The organism is Bradyrhizobium sp. DOA1, from assembly GCF_001593325.1.
Taxonomy (GTDB): domain Bacteria; phylum Pseudomonadota; class Alphaproteobacteria; order Rhizobiales; family Xanthobacteraceae; genus Bradyrhizobium.
The window spans coordinates 5183801-5200953 of record NZ_JXJM01000001.1 but is presented as its reverse complement, the minus strand read 5'-3'; the positions used below and the strand labels follow the sequence as shown (position 1 = coordinate 5200953).

At 65.4% G+C, this 17153-nt stretch carries 13 protein-coding genes and 1 pseudogene; 6 read left to right on the top strand and 8 right to left on the bottom strand.

The genetic code is table 11. The features are described from left to right. Positions 1-292: 292 nt before the first annotated feature. Positions 293-2440 carry an NAD-dependent DNA ligase LigA gene (gene ligA, locus SE91_RS24200; RefSeq protein WP_061849391.1) on the top strand — a complete coding sequence of 716 codons (2148 nt, stop codon included), beginning with the start codon at positions 293-295 and terminating at the stop codon, positions 2438-2440. A 169-nt stretch (positions 2441-2609) separates the two neighbouring features. Here the strand turns inward: ligA and SE91_RS24195 are convergent, their stop codons facing one another. Both SE91_RS24195 and SE91_RS24190 read right to left on the bottom strand, forming a co-directional pair. After that, complete coding sequence (locus SE91_RS24195) at positions 2610-3884, bottom strand: multidrug effflux MFS transporter (RefSeq protein WP_061849390.1); 1275 nt, start codon at positions 3882-3884, stop codon at positions 2610-2612. Positions 3885-4199: 315 nt separating this feature from the next. Beyond that, positions 4200-6029, bottom strand: coding sequence for an aminopeptidase P family protein (locus SE91_RS24190; protein ID WP_061849389.1), 1830 nt, complete (start codon positions 6027-6029; stop codon positions 4200-4202). 187 nt (positions 6030-6216) lie between these two features. On the opposite strand from SE91_RS24190, the gene SE91_RS24185 reads away from it, so the two are divergent. Next, entirely contained in the window at positions 6217-6396 is a 180-nt protein-coding gene (locus SE91_RS24185) for a hypothetical protein (RefSeq protein ID WP_061849388.1), read from the top strand. A 97-nt stretch (positions 6397-6493) separates the two neighbouring features. On the opposite strand, the gene SE91_RS24180 is transcribed toward SE91_RS24185, so the two are convergent. Continuing rightward, the gene (locus SE91_RS24180; protein ID WP_008556501.1) at positions 6494-7381 is read right to left on the bottom strand and encodes a 50S ribosomal protein L11 methyltransferase; all 888 of its coding nucleotides are present in this window, start codon (positions 7379-7381) and stop codon (positions 6494-6496) included. Positions 7382-7545: 164 nt separating this feature from the next. Between SE91_RS24180 and SE91_RS24175 the strand changes: the two genes are divergently transcribed. Next, a complete protein-coding gene (locus tag SE91_RS24175) occupies positions 7546-7701 on the top strand; it encodes a Flp family type IVb pilin (RefSeq protein ID WP_144441701.1) in 156 nt (51 codons plus the stop codon). 287 nt (positions 7702-7988) lie between these two features. Here SE91_RS24175 and SE91_RS24170 read toward each other — a convergent pair whose 3' ends face one another. Further along, complete coding sequence (locus tag SE91_RS24170) at positions 7989-9599, bottom strand: phytoene desaturase family protein (protein ID WP_061849387.1); 1611 nt, start codon at positions 9597-9599, stop codon at positions 7989-7991. A 236-nt stretch (positions 9600-9835) separates the two neighbouring features. Here SE91_RS24170 and SE91_RS24165 point away from each other — a divergent pair, with 236 nt between their 5' ends. Then, complete coding sequence (locus SE91_RS24165) at positions 9836-12115, top strand: fused MFS/spermidine synthase (RefSeq protein ID WP_061849386.1); 2280 nt, start codon at positions 9836-9838, stop codon at positions 12113-12115. 166 nt (positions 12116-12281) lie between these two features. Here the strand turns inward: SE91_RS24165 and SE91_RS24160 are convergent, their stop codons facing one another. Both SE91_RS24160 and SE91_RS24155 read right to left on the bottom strand, forming a co-directional pair. Next, on the bottom strand, positions 12282-13214 hold the full coding sequence (locus tag SE91_RS24160) for a glycerophosphodiester phosphodiesterase (RefSeq protein ID WP_245318516.1): 933 nt from the start codon (positions 13212-13214) through the stop codon (positions 12282-12284). A 128-nt stretch (positions 13215-13342) separates the two neighbouring features. Continuing rightward, positions 13343-14128, bottom strand: a complete 786-nt coding sequence (locus tag SE91_RS24155) for a L,D-transpeptidase (RefSeq protein ID WP_061849384.1) — start codon at positions 14126-14128, stop codon at positions 13343-13345. Positions 14129-14441: 313 nt separating this feature from the next. Here SE91_RS24155 and SE91_RS24150 point away from each other — a divergent pair, with 313 nt between their 5' ends. Continuing rightward, positions 14442-14762, top strand: coding sequence for a hypothetical protein (locus SE91_RS24150; protein WP_061849383.1), 321 nt, complete (start codon positions 14442-14444; stop codon positions 14760-14762). A gap of 105 nt (positions 14763-14867) precedes the next feature. Here the strand turns inward: SE91_RS24150 and SE91_RS24145 are convergent, their stop codons facing one another. Next, positions 14868-15629 carry an ABC transporter permease gene (locus SE91_RS24145; protein ID WP_008556523.1) on the bottom strand — a complete coding sequence of 254 codons (762 nt, stop codon included), beginning with the start codon at positions 15627-15629 and terminating at the stop codon, positions 14868-14870. Beyond that, positions 15626-16549, bottom strand: a complete 924-nt coding sequence (locus SE91_RS24140) for an ABC transporter ATP-binding protein (protein ID WP_008556524.1) — start codon at positions 16547-16549, stop codon at positions 15626-15628. Before SE91_RS24140 ends, SE91_RS24145 begins: the two co-directional genes overlap by 4 nt. Positions 16550-16840: 291 nt before the next feature. On the opposite strand from SE91_RS24140, the pseudogene SE91_RS24135 reads away from it, so the two are divergent. After that, positions 16841-17153: pseudogene (locus SE91_RS24135) on the top strand (hypothetical protein); the annotation flags it as partial.

The following is a 17153-nucleotide window of genomic DNA, read 5'->3' as shown; positions in this document are numbered from 1 at the left end:
CCACCCGCGTCAATGCGCTCGCCGCCGACCACCGCCGCGAGGAGATCGCGCGCATGCTGGCGGGCGCCGAGATCACGGCCGAGGCGAGGGCCGCCGCGGAACGGCTGCTCAAGGCGGCGACGGCTTAGGCTCGTGTCCCGGACGCGCGCAGCGCGAGCCGGGACCCAGAATGCCTGCCGCGACATAGGCCCCGGCTCAGCAGCGCATCGCAGAAGAGGCGCTGCGCTGCGTCCGGGGCACGAGATTTCCACAAGCCTTTACCCCTCCGCCCGCTCCGTCGTATCCAAGCGCCATGGCAAGAGCAGCAAAATCGAAACCGCTTCGCGACGTCGCCGATCTCACCAAGGCGCAGGCCAAGGTCGAGCATATGCGGTTGTCGCTCGAGATCGAGGGCCACAACGAGCGCTACTATCAGGAGGACGCGCCCACCGTCACGGACGCCGAATACGACGCTCTGCGCCAGCGCCTCAACGCGATCGAGAAGCGTTTCCCGGAATTCGTCAGCGCGGACTCGCCGTCGCAGAAGGTCGGCGCGGCGCCGTCTGGCCGCTTCAAGAAGGTTCGGCACGCCGTTCCGATGCTGTCGCTCGACAACGCCTTCGCGGAAGAGGACGTGCACGACTTCGTCGGCCGCATCGTGCGCTTCCTCAAGCTCGACGACGACAAGATCGATTTCTCCGCCGAGCCGAAGATCGACGGTCTCTCGATGTCGCTGCGTTATGAGGGCGGCGAGCTCGTCACTGCGGCGACGCGCGGCGACGGCACGGTGGGCGAGGACGTCACCGCCAACATCCGCACGCTCGAAGACGTGCCGCAGAAGCTGAAGGGCCGCAACGTTCCCGACATCTGCGAGGTGCGCGGCGAGGTCTACATGACCAAGAAGGCGTTCCTGGCGCTCAACGAGCGGCAGAAGGCCGCCGGTGACACGATCTTCGCCAATCCGCGCAACTCGGCCGCAGGCTCGCTGCGGCAGAAGGATCCGACCATTACCGCCTCGCGTCCGCTCGGCTTCTTCGCCTATGCCTGGGGCGAGATGAGCGCGATGCCCGAGGCGACGCAGAGCGGCATGATCGGCTGGTTCGAGCGCTGCGGCTTCAAGACCAATCCGCTGACCAAACTCTGCCATTCCGTCGAGGAGCTGCTCGCCTTCCATCATGCGATCGAGGAGCAGCGCGCAAGGCTCGACTACGACATCGACGGCGTCGTCTACAAGGTCGACCGTATCGACTGGCAGGAGCGGCTCGGCTTCGTCTCGCGAACGCCGCGCTGGGGCATCGCGCACAAATTCCCGGCCGAGCGTGCCATGACCGTGCTGCGCGACATCGAGATCCAGGTCGGCCGCACCGGCTCGTTCACGCCGGTCGGCAAGCTCGAACCGGTCGGCGTCGGCGGCGTGATCGTGCAGAACGTCACGCTGCACAACGAGGATTACATCAAAGGCATCGGCAACAAGGGGGAGGTGCTGCGCGAGGGCCGCGACATCAGGATCGGCGACACCGTCGTGATCCAGCGCGCCGGCGACGTCATCCCGCAGGTGGTCGACGTCGTCCTCGACAAGCGGCCGAAGGCCGCCAAGGAATTCCACTTCCCGAAGAAATGCCCGTGTCCGCTGCACACCGACGTCACACGCGAGGAGACGGCGGCGGGCGAGGAGGGCTCGCGCGCCCGCTGCACCGGCGAGTTCGCCTGCCCCTATCAGAAGATCGAGCACCTCAAGCTGTTCGTGTCGCGACGCGCCTTCGACATCGACGGTCTCGGCGAAAAGCAGCTCCAGTATTTCTTCGATGAGGGGTGGGTGAAGGAGCCCGCCGACATCTTCACGCTGGAGAAGCGCAATTCCAAGCTCAAGCTCGAAGAGATCGAGGGTTATGGCGCAACCTCGGTGCGCAACCTGTTCGGCGCCATCGAGAGCCGGCGCAGGATCGCACTGGAGCGCTTCGTCTATGCGCTCGGCATGCGCCATGTCGGCGAGACCACGGCGCTGGCGCTGGCGCGCGGCTACGGCTCCTGGGACGCCTTCCACGACGCCTGCCTGAAGGTGGCCGAGGGCGACGAGGAAGCGGTGGCGGACATGGACGCGCTCGACCAGATCGGCGACACCGTGATCAAGAGCATCGCCGATTATTTCGGCGAGAGCCACAATCGCGGCATCGTCGAGCGGCTGACCGGGGAGGTCGAGATCGTCGACGCCGAGAAGCCGAAGAGCAATTCAGCCGTCGCCGGCAAGACCATGGTGTTCACGGGCTCGCTGGAGAAGATGACGCGGGATGAAGCGAAGGCGACCGCGGAGCGGTTGGGCGCAAAAGTGTCGGGCTCGGTGTCGAAGAAGACCGACCTCGTCGTCGCCGGCCCCGGCGCAGGCTCCAAGCTCGCGGAAGCCAACAAGCACGGCGTCAAGGTGTTGACCGAGGACGATTGGCTGAAGCTGATCGGGGAGTGAGGGAGGGCGCCCTGGTGCAATTCACTCCACTGTCATCGCCCGGCTTGACCGGGCGATCCAGTACGCTGCGGCGGCTGCAATTGAGTCGATGGGCCGGGACGTACTGGATCCCCCGCCTTCGCGGGGGATGACACCTGACGCGTTGAACAGGCGTCGCCCACAGCGACAGCTACATCATCCCGCTCTCTTCCTCCTCCGCCCGCTCGATCAGCGCCTCGCTCACCACGACCTCGCGCCGGGGCACGACGAAGAACATCATGCAGGCGCAGAGCAGCGAGATGGCGAGCACCGCCGAGGTGAGCGGCAGTGTGGTGGCGGAGTGGCCGCCGAGATAGGCCCCGAATTGCGACATCAGCGCGCCGATGCCTTGCTGGAGGAAGCCCATCGCGCCCGAGGCGGTGCCGGCGGCTTCGGGACGGATGCTGATGGCGCCGGCGGCGGAATTCGCCATCACGAACGCATTGCCCGCCATCACGATCATCTGCGTCCCGAACAGCCAGGCGGGCGCCTCGTTCCAGCCCATGAAACTCCACGACAGGTTCAACAGGCTGCCGCAGAGCTGGAGGGCGAGCCCGAACCAGATCAGCTTCTCCAGCGAGTGCCGGGGCGCAAAGCGTACGCAGAGCAGATTGCCGACCAGAAACGCAAGGCCCGTGCTCGCGAACCAGGCGCCGTATTCGGCGCTGCTCCGGCCCATCTGCGTCACCACGATGTAGGGGCCGCCGCCGGCGAAGGTGAAGATGATCTGCGAGGCCAGCACCTGGCACATCACGTAACCGACGAAGGCGCGGTTGCGGATCAGGATGCCCATATCGCGGCGAAAGCCGCTGCCGGCCGCGCGGCTGCGGCGCGTCTCGGGCAGAGCGACCGCGATGCCAACGGCGACGAGGATCGCGGCGATGGTGATGGCGTAGAAGATCGCGCGCCATCCGAAGGCGGTCTCGATCAGGCCGCCGGTGAGCGGAGAGACCATCTGCCCGATCATCAGCGCGGCGACCACGAGGCTGATCATCGAGGCGACACGGTCGCGTTCATAGATGTCGCGGATGATGGCGCGGCTCACCACCATACCGGCGGCGCCGCCCAGGGCCTGGAAGAAGCGCGCGGCGATCAGCTGCGGCAGGGTCTGCGCAAAGATGCAGGCGATGCTGGCCGCGACCATCAGCGCCAGCCCGCCGAGCAGCACCGGGCGCCGGCCCAACCTGTCCGACAGCGGCCCCATGATCAGCTGCGACAGCGCGATGCCGACCATGTAGAGCGACACCGTCATCTGCGCGATCGAGATGTCGCTGCCGAAATTCGTCGCCAGCACCGGCAGTGCCGGAACCAACATGTAGAGCGAGATCGGCGCAATCCCGGTCATCACGACCAGCAGCAGCAACACCACGCGCGACGTCGCGATGTCGGTGGCCGCTCCCGGCGGCTTGCTGATCATGCCGTGCATGCGTGTCCGTCTCTCGAATGCGATTCGACTGTAGCGCGGTTGCGCAAGACGGATATCGGCGTTTCGGAATGCGGCTATACGGATTCCGGGACGGTGTAATGACGGCGTTACAGCGAAGCGATTGGGCGTGTGCTGGTGCCACAAAGCAGGTGTCATTCCCCGCGAAGGCGGGGAATCCAGTACGCCGCGGCTTCTCAGTATACGGTTGCTGTCTCTGGAATACTGGATGCCCCGCCTTCGCGGGGCATGACAGCGAGTGTGAAGTGAGAGCCTTGCGCAAATCGCGTAGCGCCATGCGTCGCGCTGGAAAGCAAGCTACGCCCTCAGCTCCGCCGTCGCCTGATCGAGCCAGGCCTGCGTCGCCTCGTCCAGCGCCGGCCGCACCACGGCCCGCACCCGCGCGTGGTAGGCGTTCAGCCAATCGAGCTCGTCGCGGCTCAGCATCGCGACATCGATCAGCCGGCGGTCGATCGGGGCCAGGGTCAGGGTCTCGAACGCGTTCATCGGCTTCTCGGCGCCCTTGATGTCGGCGGCAACCACCAGCTCGAGGTTCTCGATGCGGATGCCGAAGCCGTCGGTCTTGTAGTAGCCGGGCTCGTTGGACAGGATCATGCCGCGCTTCAGCGGCGTGGTGCCGAGCTTGGAGATCCGCGCCGGCCCTTCATGCACCGAGAGGTAGCTGCCGACGCCGTGGCCGGTGCCGTGCTCGAAATCGACGCCGGCGGCCCACAGATATTGCCGCGCCAGCGTGTCGAGCTGAGCGCCGGTGGTGCCATCGGGGAAGACCGCGCGTGCGATCGCGATATGGCCGCGCAGGACGCGGGTGAAGCGGTCGCGCATCTCCTCCGTCGGCTCGCCCACGGCCATGGTGCGGGTGACGTCGGTGGTGCCGTCTTCGTATTGTGCGCCGGAATCGATCAGCAGCAGGTCGCCCGGCGCGATCCGCCGGTTGCTCCTGCGCGTGACGCGGTAGTGCACGATGGCGCCGTTCGGGCCCGTGCCCGATATGGTCGGGAACGAGACGTCCTTGAGCGCGCCGGTATCGCGGCGAAACGTCTCCAGCGCCTCGACCGCGTCGATCTCGGTGAGCTTGCCGCTTGCCGCCTCGCGATCGATGAAGGCGAGGAAGCGCGCCAGCGCTACGGCATCGCGCCGGTGCGCCGTCTGTGTGCCCGCGATCTCGCTTGCGTTCTTGACCGCCTTCAACAGCGCGATCGGATCGCTGCCGCGCACCGGCTTGCCGCCGGCGCCCGCGATCAGACGGCTGAGGGCGTCGGCCGCGGTGGCGTTGTCGAGCGCGATCGCGGCGCCGCTTTTGGCCAGCGCCATCAGCGTCGGCGCCATCGCATCCGGCTCGCGCACGTCAGCGGATTGCTCGAGATGGTCGCGCGTGAGGTTGGAGAGCTTGCGGTGGTCGATGAAGATGGTGGGACGGCCGTCCTTCGGCACCAGCGCATAGGACAGCGGCAGCGGCGTATGCGCGACGTCGGCGCCACGGATGTTGAAGGTCCAGGCCACGGCATGGCTGTCCGACACCACCAGCGCATCGAGGCCGAGCTTGGCGATTTCCGTTCTGATCTGCGCCAGCTTGTCGGCCTCGCTGATTCCGGCATGCTGGAGTCCATGCACGGTCACTGGGGCGAGCGGCGGCTGCGGCCGGTCCTGCCAGATCGCGTCGACCGGATTGCCGTCGACGGCGATCAATTCGGCGCCGGCCTTGGCGCAGGCGACAGCGAGGCGCTCGGCTGCCGAAGAAGTGTGCAGCCAGGGATCAAATCCGAGGCGGTCGCCGGCCTTCAGATGCGCCGCCACCCAGCTCTCCGGCGGCGGGTCGATCAGCGATTCCACCGCCCAGGCTTTGGTATCGACCTGCTTGGCGGCCTGGAGCGTATAGCGGCCATCGACGAAAATCGCGGCTTCCTGTGTCAGCACCACCGCAAAGCCAGCCGATCCGGTGAAGCCGGTCAGCCAGGCGAGCCGCTCGTCGGACGGCGGCACATATTCATTCTGCTGCTGGTCGGCGCGGGGAATTACGAACCCGGTCAGCTTGCGGCGGGCGAGTTCTTCACGGAGTGCAGCAAGGCGCGCCGTCAATGCAACGCCGGCCTCGGGCTCCTCGAATGTCTGGAAGTGCGCTTCGAACATGGTGGATCACTCTAGGATCATGGGGATCAGTCCGCAATCTAGACGCATTTGCGTCGCATCTGGCATGGACTGTGCTTGAAAGAGTTCCATTCGAATTGAGTGGAGTAAAGGGTGCGGCAGTTGCGCTTCGTCCGGATGACAGGGAAATTCGAGCAGGTGGTTCATCTCAACGGCGAGGGGACACACGATGCCATCATTCACGTTTGAGAAGATCTCGCCGCCGGCGCGCCGCGCCCCGGCTGTGGCAACGCCAAAGAAGCCGCGCGGCCTCATCAGCCAGATGATCGACCGTTTCGCCGAGCGCCGCGCCAGGCGGACGTTGCAAGCTGAGCGCGCGCCGCGCCAGGACAAGAAGCCGGCGGAATAGCGACGCCGGATTTGTAGGGTGGGTTAGCCGAAGGCGTAACCCACCACGTCTGTCTCCACGCTGACAGAAGAGGTGGGTTACGCTGCGCTAACCCACCCTACGACAGTTTCTTCAACAATAAGCTGCTCCATCCCTCGATCCGCAGATGCCGCAGCGGTACGAGGCCGCGCGCGCGGTATGCCGCGATCACGGCGGGGGCCTGATGCGTGAGCAGGCCGGAGAGGATGACGTGGGCGCGGGGAGCAAGGTGCCGCACCATCGGGCTCGCCAATTGCCTGAGCGGGTTGGCGAGGATGTTGGCCAGCACCAGATCGAACGGACCGCATTTGCCGAAATCCGGCGCGGCGAAGCCGGTGGCGCGGATCACCCGCACATGGTTGCCGACTTCATTCAGCATCGCATTCTCAGCTGCCACCCGCACCGACGGCGCGTCGATGTCGGAGGCGAGCACGGCGCGATGCAGCGCCTTGGCCGCCGCGATGGCCAGCACGCCCGTCCCGGTGCCGAGGTCGAGCAGGTTCCTTGGACGGGAACTCTTCAGGACATGGTCAAGCAGCAGTAAACAGCCGCGGGTGGTACCGTGATGGCCGGTGCCGAAGGCCAGCGCCGCCTCGATCTCGATTCCGAGCTTGTTCGCTGCCACCCGCTCGCGGTCGTGGCTGCCGTGCACGACGAAGCGGCCGGCGGGCACCGGGACGAGGTCTTCCAAGCTGGCCTTGACCCAGTCCTTGGCCTCGACCGTGTCGAAGGTGAGCGTCTCGGCGATCTCATTTCCTGCCGAATTTACAACGAGTTCGCGCAGGAGCGCTTGGTCCGGCGCCTCGGCAAAATGCAGCGTGACGTCCCATTGTCCGTCCGGCCGTTCGAAGGCTGCCACAGCCGCATCGCCCTCGAAAAACACCTCGGTGAGCACATCGACCACGCGCTTGGCGGCCGCCTCGTTGCCGATCGAGAAGCTGGCGCGATGCGTAGGGGAGAGCTGCATTCTAGTCTTCCGTCGGGTTCAATTGTTGGAACTTTTGTTCCAAATTTTCCGGATAACTTGCGGTTCCATCATTAACTCGGCCGTAGGTTGCATGCCGTAGATTTCCGGATGTTTGGCGGAGCCAACACAGCTTGAAATGGAAACGGAGGCGAGTCTTGAAGCGCATGGTTTTGAAGTTCTGGTCGGACGAATCGGGTGCAACTGCGATCGAATATGGCCTGATCGCAGCTGGCATCGCACTGGCGATCATCACCGTGGTGAACAGCCTGGGCACCACCATGAACGAGAAGTTCGGTTCGATTAGCTCATCTTTGAAGTAATTTCCGCCTCCATTTCCTAGCGGGGGCTACTTTCTTCACCGGCTGTTCTGACCAGCGCCCGCGAGGGGATTTGCCCCCTGGCGGGCGAGGTCGTTTGAGGGCGCGGCTTTGCGGCGGTCTCCACAGGTTGTCCGAAGTCGGCGCGACGGCAATCCACCGGTTTTTCCCGCAATTGCTCCAGCGGTTCTCCCTGCCATTTCCCCAAGGTTACCCCGCTCGCCCCTGCGCGGACATCCACTTGCTAACCACGCACGTTTCGACAGCCTGCCCACAGCTCATCCACAGACCTATCCACGGCTTCCGAACAGCGACCGGTGATCCCTCAGGATCGCCTGCGCGGCGTTGTGGCCGGGGGCGCCGGTGACGCCGCCGCCGGGGTGGGCGCCCGCTCCGCAATGGTACAGGCCCTTCAGCGGGCCGCGGTAATCGGCATGGCCCAGCATCGGCCGTGCCGAGAACAGTTGGTTCAGCGTCAGTGCGCCGTGGAAGATGTCGCCGCCTAACAGGCCGAACTGCCGTTCGAGATCGAGCGGCGAGAGGATCTGGCGGCCGAGCACGCTCGCCGCAAAGCCGGGGGCATATTTGTCCACGGTCGCGATCATGAGATCGGCAACCCCCTCGCGGTGGTCGTCCCACGACGTCCCATCGGGAAGCTCCGGCGCGACGTGCTGGCAGAACAGGCTCGCGACATGCTTGCCTGCCGGCGCCAGCGTGTCGTCGAGTGTCGAGGGGATCAGCATCTCCACCACGGGCTCGCGGCTCCAGCCCTGCGCGCGGGCATCGAGCCAGGCGCGGTCCATATAGCCGAGGCTCGGCGCCAGGATGATGCCCGAGGAGAGGTGATCGCCATCGCCTGATAGCGCCGTGAACGAGGGCAAGCGATCCAGCGCCACGTTCATGCGGAAAGTGCCGGAGCCGTTCTTCCAATGCCGGATGCGCGCCAGGAAATCCTGGGGCAGGGCGTCGGCGGCGATCAGCTGCGTATAAAGCAGCTTCGGATTGACGTTGGACGCGACATATTTGGCGCGGATCGCGATGCCGTTCTCCAGCACGACGCCGACCGCGCGATCGCGCTCGACGATGACCTCGCGCACGCCTGCCTCCGTGTCGATCACGACGCCCCGATCGCGCGCCGTGCGCGCCATTGCCTGCGTGATCGCCCCCATGCCGCCGATGGCGTGGCCCCAGACGCCCTTCTTGCCGTTCACCTCGCCGAAGGCATGATGCAGCATCACATAGGCCGAGCCCGCAGCGTAGGGGCTGGCATAATTGCCGACGATGGCGTCGAAGCCGAACAGCGCCTTGACCAGATCATGCTCGAAACGCTCGTCCAGCATTTCGCCGGCCGAGCGGGTGAAGAGATCGAGCAGGCTGCGGCTCTGTTCCAGCGTGAGGCCGCGCAGGATATTGGCGGTCTTGAATGCGTTCACGGCCTCACGGATCGCGCCCGTGCCGAAACCGTCGAGCAGGTTGGGGGGCGCGCGCAGCACGAATTGGCGCAGCACATCCGCGATGTCCTCCAGCTCGCGCGAAAACCCGTCGAGCGCGTCCGCGTCATGCGCGCTCAGCCGCGCGACCGACGCCTTGGTCCGGCCCTCGCCCGTGAGCAGATAGCTGCCATCAGGCGCGGGCAGGAAATTCTGCGCGCGGCGTTCGACCACGCGCAGGCCGTGTTCGGCGAGCTCGAGGTCACCGATCACCTGCGGATTGAGCAGGCTCACGGTGTAGGCCGCGACGGAATTCCTGAACCCTGGGTGAAACTCCTCCGTCACCGCGGCCCCGCCCACGACCTTGCGGCGCTCGACCACGCGCACGCGCAAGCCCGCCTTCGCCAGATAGCCCGCGCAGGTGAGGCCGTTATGGCCAGCGCCGATGATGACGACGTCGGTTTCGGTCATGAGGAATGCAAGGCCTAGTCTACTGTCATTCCGGGCTCGCGAAGCGAGAACTATGGTGCGGGCTCCGCACCGGAGAATCTCGAGGTTCCGGGTTCGATGCTTCGCATCGCCCCGGAACGACCGTCTAATATCAAGCGTTCCTCGCTGCAACATCACGTGCCCCTTTATTGCCCCATCAGGCGCCTTGTGCTCCATTGCGCGCGTCCGGCGCCCGCCGGGTTTGAGCCGGAGCATTCATGGATTCGATCGTGCAACCCGCCGCCACGGAGCAGCCGGCCTCGTCGCGCAACCGGCTGCTGCTGACGGTCTACACGGCCGCGATCTTCGTCAGCGCGCTCCTGCTGTTCTCGGTGCAGCCGCTGTTCACGAAGATGGTGCTGCCGCGGCTCGGTGGCTCGCCGGCGGTGTGGTCGGTGGCCATGGTGTTCTTCCAGTCGCTGCTGCTCGCGGGCTACGCCTATGCGCATCTCTTGATGCAGGCGAGGAGCCGCATCGTTCCGGTGGCGGTGCATCTGGTGCTGCTGGTCGCGGCCTTCGCGACGCTGCCGCTCGGCATCGCCTCCGCCTATGGCGAGCCTCCCGCCTCGGGCTATGCGGTCTGGCTGCTCGGCCTGTTCGTGGTCTCGATCGGATTGCCATTCTTCGCGCTCGCGGCCAACAATCCGATGTTGCAAGCCTGGTTCGTCCGCACTGGCCATCCCGCCGCGCACGATCCGTATTTCCTCTATGCCTCCTCCAACATCGGCAGCTTCCTCGCGCTGCTGTCCTATCCGTTCCTGCTGGAGCCGATGTTCGCGCTGCACACGCAGAACCGGTTCTGGACCGCCGGATACGGCCTCCTGATCCTGCTGATCGCTGCCTGCGGCATGTTGCTGTTGCGCTCGCCGAAGCTCGCCGAGGTCGACGCGCGAACCGAGGAGGTGAACGCGCCGGCGCCCGGTCTGCTGACGCGGCTGCGCTGGATCTTCCTGGCCGCGGTGCCATCCGGCCTGCTCATCGCGGTGACCGCGCACATCTCCACCGACGTCGCGGCCGCACCGCTTTTGTGGGTGCTGCCGCTGTCGCTGTATCTGCTCACCTGGGTGGTCGTGTTCCAGTCGCGTCCGCTGCTGCCGCACAAATGGATGCTGATGCTCCAGCCGGTCGCGATCGCGGGCGTGGTCGTGCTGCTGGCCTATGGCGGCGAGCAGAACCTGCTTCTCACGCTCGGCGGCCACCAATTGTGCTTCTTCGTCATCGCCATGGCCTGCCACGGCGAACTGGCGCGGACCCGGCCGGCCGCCAAATATCTCACCGGCTTCTATGTCGCGCTGTCGTTCGGGGGCATGGTCGGCGGTCTCTTTGCCGGCCTGGTTGCGCCGTTCACCTTCTCGTGGATCGCCGAATATCCGATCCTGATCGCGCTCGCTGCGCTGTGCCGGCCGCCCGCGACCGAGCGTCTCGCCGGCATCGTCAAATGGTACTGGCTGGCCCTCGCCGCCTTCGCGGTGGCCCTCGTGGCGCCATCCACCACGACCGGCGATCTCTCGACCTGGTTCGAGGACCACCGCGTCTGGGTCGCCGGCACCGTCGGCGTGCTCGCCGCGCTGCTTGCGCTGGCGCTCAATGCCGATCGCTGGAAGATTTTCGCGACCGTCGCTCTCGCATTGGCGTTGATCCGGATCTATCCGGCGGACGAGGGACGCGTCACCACCGTGCGCAGCTTCTTCGGCGTACACAAGATCGTGGAAACCCCCGGCGGCTATTTCCACGTGCTGATGCACGGCACCACCATCCATGGTGCCGAACGCTTCCGCAACAATGAGGGCGCTCAGATCACCGGCCGGCCCGAGCCGATCACCTACTATCACAAGGACGGCGGCATCGGTCAGGCCGTCACCGCAATCCGCGAGCGCAAGGGCGCGCCGCTCAAGGTCGCCGCGATCGGTGTCGGCTCGGGCACGCTCGCCTGCGCCGCCGCGCCTGGCGAGGACTGGAAATTCTTCGAGATCGACCAGTCGATGGTGGATGCCGCGCGTGATCCCAAGAATTTCCGCTACATCTCGAGCTGCATGCCGGAGATGAAGCCGGTGATCGGCGATGCGCGGCTGACCTTCGCCAGGGAGCCCGACGGCGCCTATGACCTCATCATCGTCGATGCCTATTCGTCCGATGCGATTCCGATCCATCTTGCGACGAAGGAGGCGATGAAGATCTACAAGGACAAGCTTGCTCCGCATGGCGCCGTGGTGATGCACGTCTCCAACCGCCATCTCGATCTCGAGACGGTCGTCGTCGGCATTGCGGACGCCAACGATCTCAAGAGCTGGGTCTTCAACGAGGATTCCGGGCGCGATGCCGATTACATCTTCTCGACCGACGTCGTGATCTCCGCGCGGGAGGAGACTGACATCGGCAGGCTCGCCTCCAACAAGTCATGGGAGCAGACCGAGGCCGACGACAGGGTGCGGGTCTGGAGCGACGACTATTCCAACATCCTGGGCGCGCTGTACCGGCGTTATCGGGACGGGGAGTAGGAAGCTCGAACGCATCTCGTGCCCCGGACGCTGCGCAGCACGAAGTGATGCGCTGCAGAGCCGGGGCCCATGGCGCGTCAGTCTGGTCCCGGCTCTGCGGAGCAGCGTTGCCGGACGATGCTACGCATCGCCTAGGCTGCACCGCGTCCGGGACACGAGACCAATCTTACGGTGCCACCGGCGTCCCCGCAGGCAGCGCAATTCCCCTCTCGCCGGCGACTTGCCGCAACAGATCCGGCCTGTCCGAGATGATGCCGTCGACGCCGAGCTCGATCATGCGCGCCATGTCATCGGGCTTGTTGACCGTCCACACCACGACGCGCAGTCCGAGCCCGTGTGCCTCTGAAATCAGTGCCGCCGTCACATCGCCGAAATGAGGCGACCACACTGAGCCGCCCGCGGCCTTGATCGTCCGCGGCAGCGAGCCGCCGTGATCGGCCGGATTGAATCCCGCCGTCCACGGCGTGGCCTTGTCGAGCGCCACTGTGCTTGTGCCGCGCTGGAGCGTCAGGTAGGCCGTCGGCATCTTCGGCGCCTGCTGCTGCACGAGCTGCAACGTTCTCCAATCGAACGACTGGATCATGACGCGGTCGGAAAATTTTTCGGCCTCGATCACGCTGAGCAGCCTGGTGACGAACGCCTGCGGCTCAAGAGATTCATCCGGGCGGTTCGGATCGATCTTGGTCTCGATGTTGAAGCGCACGCGCGTGTTGCCGGACTTGCGCACCAGTGCGAACAACTCACGCAGGGTGGGAATGCGTGTCCCCGGCACGGCGTGCTGGTCCGAAAACTGTTTCGCATAGGCGCTATCGGGACGGATCTGGCCGACATCATAGGTCCTGACTTCGTCGAGCCGCAGCTTCACGAGGGGGGCACCGGGTGGGCGCACATAGATGCCGCCCGCATCGCGGGCAAGGTCGGGATTGAGCCCGCGGTCATGCGAAACGACGACCTCGCCGTCCGCGGTCACGCCGACGTCGAGCTCCAGCGTGTCCACGCCCATCGACAGCGCGTTGGCGAAGGCCGGCAGGGTGTTTTCCGGCAGCAGCGCGCGTCCGCCGCGATGCGCTTCGAGGTCGAAACCCAAATCCGATCCCATGGCTTGCCCCGCCATCAGGACCAATGACACAGTCAGAATGGTCGCGGCACGTGATGGCATGGTGCCTCGAAGGGAAAACTGTTGACGTAGTGGCGTACGAGGGCGGTCGGGCGCGACCGCTGACCGCCTCAGTTCTGATAGTAGTAGCTGCGTGGCTGATAAACCTGCCGGGGCTGCGGCTGATAATAATAGCCCTGCTGGCCATAGCCCTGGTCGTAATAGGGCCGCGGCTGCTGCTGATAGACCTGCGCGTCATAGAGCGGACGGGTGGCCGAGCGCGGCGCCGGATAGCGCGCACCGGTGTCGCTGCCGTCGGCCGGATAGATGTAGTTGTCGTCCTGCGGCATGTAGCGGCGCGCGGGCTGCGCCGGCGGCGCCAGGTTCACGGGATCGCCTGTGGTGGCGTATTGCTCTTCGGCAGGGGGCTGCTGGGCACGGGCCACAGCATTGGCATTGCGGCCGCGCGGATTGCGCGCCATGGCCACCTGGGCCGAGCCGGTCAGCGTCACCGTGGTGTTGAGCACGCCCTGCTGCTGTACCAGCGCATAGAGCGTCGAGGCGTTCTGGCGGGACAGCCGCACGCAGCCATGCGAGGCCGGCGAGCCGAGCCGGCCGACCGAGTCCGTGCCGTGGATGGCGTGCCCGACCTTGGTGAAGAAGATCGCGTGCGGCATCGGCGCGTCGTCGAATTCCTTGGAGTAATGATCCTCCTCCATGCGGAAGGCACGGAACGCGCCGTTCGGCGTTTCGCGCGAAGGCAGGCCGGTCGAGACCGGCCAGTGATAGCGCGCGACGCCGTCGACCGCGACGGTCATCTGCTGATTGTCCTTGTCGACGGTGATCTCGACCTTGGCTTGCGCGGCGCCCGCGCTCAAAAGCATCAGGGATGTGAAAGCAATCAACAACGAACGCATCGACTTCTGGCCTCCGGCCTGTTCATGCTAGGCGCCGCGGCTCTCCGTCCCCCGGCGTGCACTATGCCTGCAATCCGGCTTTCGTTCCAGCGGCCTGGCCGCCCATCGTTAACGCGACGCCTGACGTAAGCAAGGCCGCTTGGTGCCACGCAGGGTGCGGCGGCGCTGACATTTTCGCGAGCCGGACGTGCGTTCACAACGCCGACAATTCGTCACAAAGCCGCAACCATTCCGCCGCGCCGCGCGTTGATCACAGCTCCTCGTCAGGCGGCGCCCGCCGCCGATCATTCCTTACAGCCTTCTGGGACCGAAGATGAACAAAGCCCGTGTCGCCGCCATGCCGGCCGGTTTGCCCGTCCGCCTGCTGTTCGCAGCCGCCGCCATCTTGCTCGCGCTATTGTCGCTGCCGCAAGCCGGCCACGCCCAGGGCATCGTGCGCGGCGCCCAGGAAGGGTCCTATGAGGGCAACCGGATCGCAGGTCCCGTGGGCGGCGCTGTTGGCGGTGTCGTCGGGGCCGGTGTCGGCGGCGCTGTCGGCGCCGTCGAGGGCGTGCTCGGAATTCCCCATCGTCATTACCGTCACCGCTGCCGCGGCTATTACGACGGGTATCACCATTTCCACTGCTATCGCTGATCGTCATTCCGGGGCGCCCGAAGGGCGAGCCCGGAATCCATCAGGCGGCAAAATCAGTGGATGGATGGATTCCGGGCTCGTGCTTCGCACGGCCCGAAATGACGCCTAATTCTTCAGCCGGTACCCGGTGCGGAAAATCCACCAGATCACGACCAGGCAGACCACCAGGAACGCCACGGTCATGCCGACGCTGACGGCGATGCTGACGTCGGCGATCTCGTAGAAGCTCCAGCGGAAACCGGAGATCAGATAGACGACCGGGTTGAGCAGCGCCACCGTGCGCCAGGCGGGCGGCAGCATGTCGATCGAGTAGAAGCTGCCGCCGAGAAAGGTCAGCGGCGTCACCACCAGCATCGGGATCATCTGCAGCTTCTCGAAGCCGTCGGCCCAGATACCGATGATGAAACCGAACAGGCTGAAGGTCACCGCCGTCAGCACCAGGAAGGCCAGCATCCAGATCGGATGCTGGATGTGCAGCGGCACGAACAGGCCGGCCGTCGCCAGGATGATGAGGCCCAGAATGATCGACTTGGTCGCGGCGGCCCCGACATAGCCGATCACGATCTCGAAATAGGAGATCGGCGCCGACAGGATCTCGTAGATCGTGCCGGTGAATTTCGGGAAGTAGATGCCGAACGAGGCGTTCGCGATGCTCTGCGTCAGCACCGAGAGCATGATCAGGCCCGGCACGATGAAGGTGCCGTAGCTGACGCCTTCGACCTGGCTGATGCGCGAGCCGATCGCGGCGCCGAACACTACGAAATAGAGCGAGGTCGAGACCACCGGCGAGACGATGCTTTGCAGCAGCGTGCGCCAGGTGCGTGCCATTTCGAACAGATAGATGGCGCGGATGGCGCGGTGATTCATGACGTCCTCACGAGGTCGACGAAGATGTCCTCGAGCGACGATTGCGTCGTGTCGAGATCGTTGAAGCGGATGCCGGCGGTACGGAGATCGCCGAGCAGGCTGGTGATCCCGGTGCGCTCGCCCTGGGTATCGTAATCGTAGACCAGCGTGGCGCCGTTGTCGCACAGCTCGAGCTCGTACTGCGCGAGGCTTTCCGGCAGCGCGGTGATCTTGGTCTGCAGATGCAGCGTCAGCCGCTTCTTGCCGAGCTTCTGCATCAGCGTCGTCTTGTCCTCGATCAGGACGATCTCGCCCTTGTTGATGACGCCGATGCGATCGGCCATCTCCTCGGCTTCCTCGATGTAATGCGTGGTGAGGATGATGGTGACGCCGGACTGCTGCAGTGTGCGCACCACCTCCCACATGCCCTTGCGCAGCTCGACGTCGACGCCGGCGGTCGGCTCGTCCAGGAACAGGATCTGCGGCTCGTGCGACAGCGCTTTGGCGATCATTACGCGGCGCTTCATGCCGCCGGAGAGGGTGATGATCTTGTTGTCCTTCTTGTCCCAGAGCGAGAGGTCCTTCAGCACCTTCTCGATATGGCCAGGGTTCTTCGGCTTGCCGAACAGGCCGCGGGAGAAGCTCACGGTCGCCCACACGCTTTCGAACGCGTCGGTGTGCAATTCCTGCGGCACGAGGCCGATCAGGGAGCGCGCCTTGCGGTAGGAGGTCTGGATGTCCTCGCCGCCGACGAGGACGCGGCCCTCGCTCGGGTTGGCGATGCCGCAGATAATCGAGATCAGCGTGGTCTTGCCCGCGCCGTTCGGCCCGAGCAGCGCAAAAATCTCGCCGCGCTTGATATCGAGATTGACGTTCTTGAGCGCCTTGAAGCCGGACCCATAGGTCTTCGACAGATTGGCAACGGAAATGATGGAGGACATGATGGCCGCAAGACTTAAGGGGGCAAAAGCTGGGGAGGGAGGCTGGAACCTGCCGGGACGGGCGGGTCAGCGGTGCCCTGAGATAGGGACGCTCTTACGCGGTCGCAATTGCCGGGAGAAAAATGGTCTCGAAACAGCCCCGTCGGCGGCAGGTTCCAGGTAAGTGTTGCGCGATGGTCACGGCTTGCTGCTAAGATTGTCGCTCACGCGGCTCTTTGTTGCGTCTGCGAGCACGTCGTGGCTACGATTCCGGCCAATCGCGATGCGTATTGTCCCCAGGGAAAAAGATCGATGAGACCGAACGGCCGTCACACCGCCGGCGCCAGCCAGTTGTCCGCCCTTCGCATGTGGGCGATGGGCCTGCTCTTGCTGTCAGCTGTTGCCATCAGCCCGACCAGCGTCAAGGCCGCGCCGAGCCAGGCCGCGGCGACCACGCATGTCTATCTGCTCCGCGGCGTGCTCAACATCTTCTCGCTCGGGCTCGACACGATCGGCGCCCGGCTCCAGGCGCAGGGCATCCCGGTGACCGTCGCCAACTTCGTCTCCTGGTCCTCGCTCGCCGATGAAGCGGCGTCCGCCTACAAGGCCGGCCGCCTCAAGACCA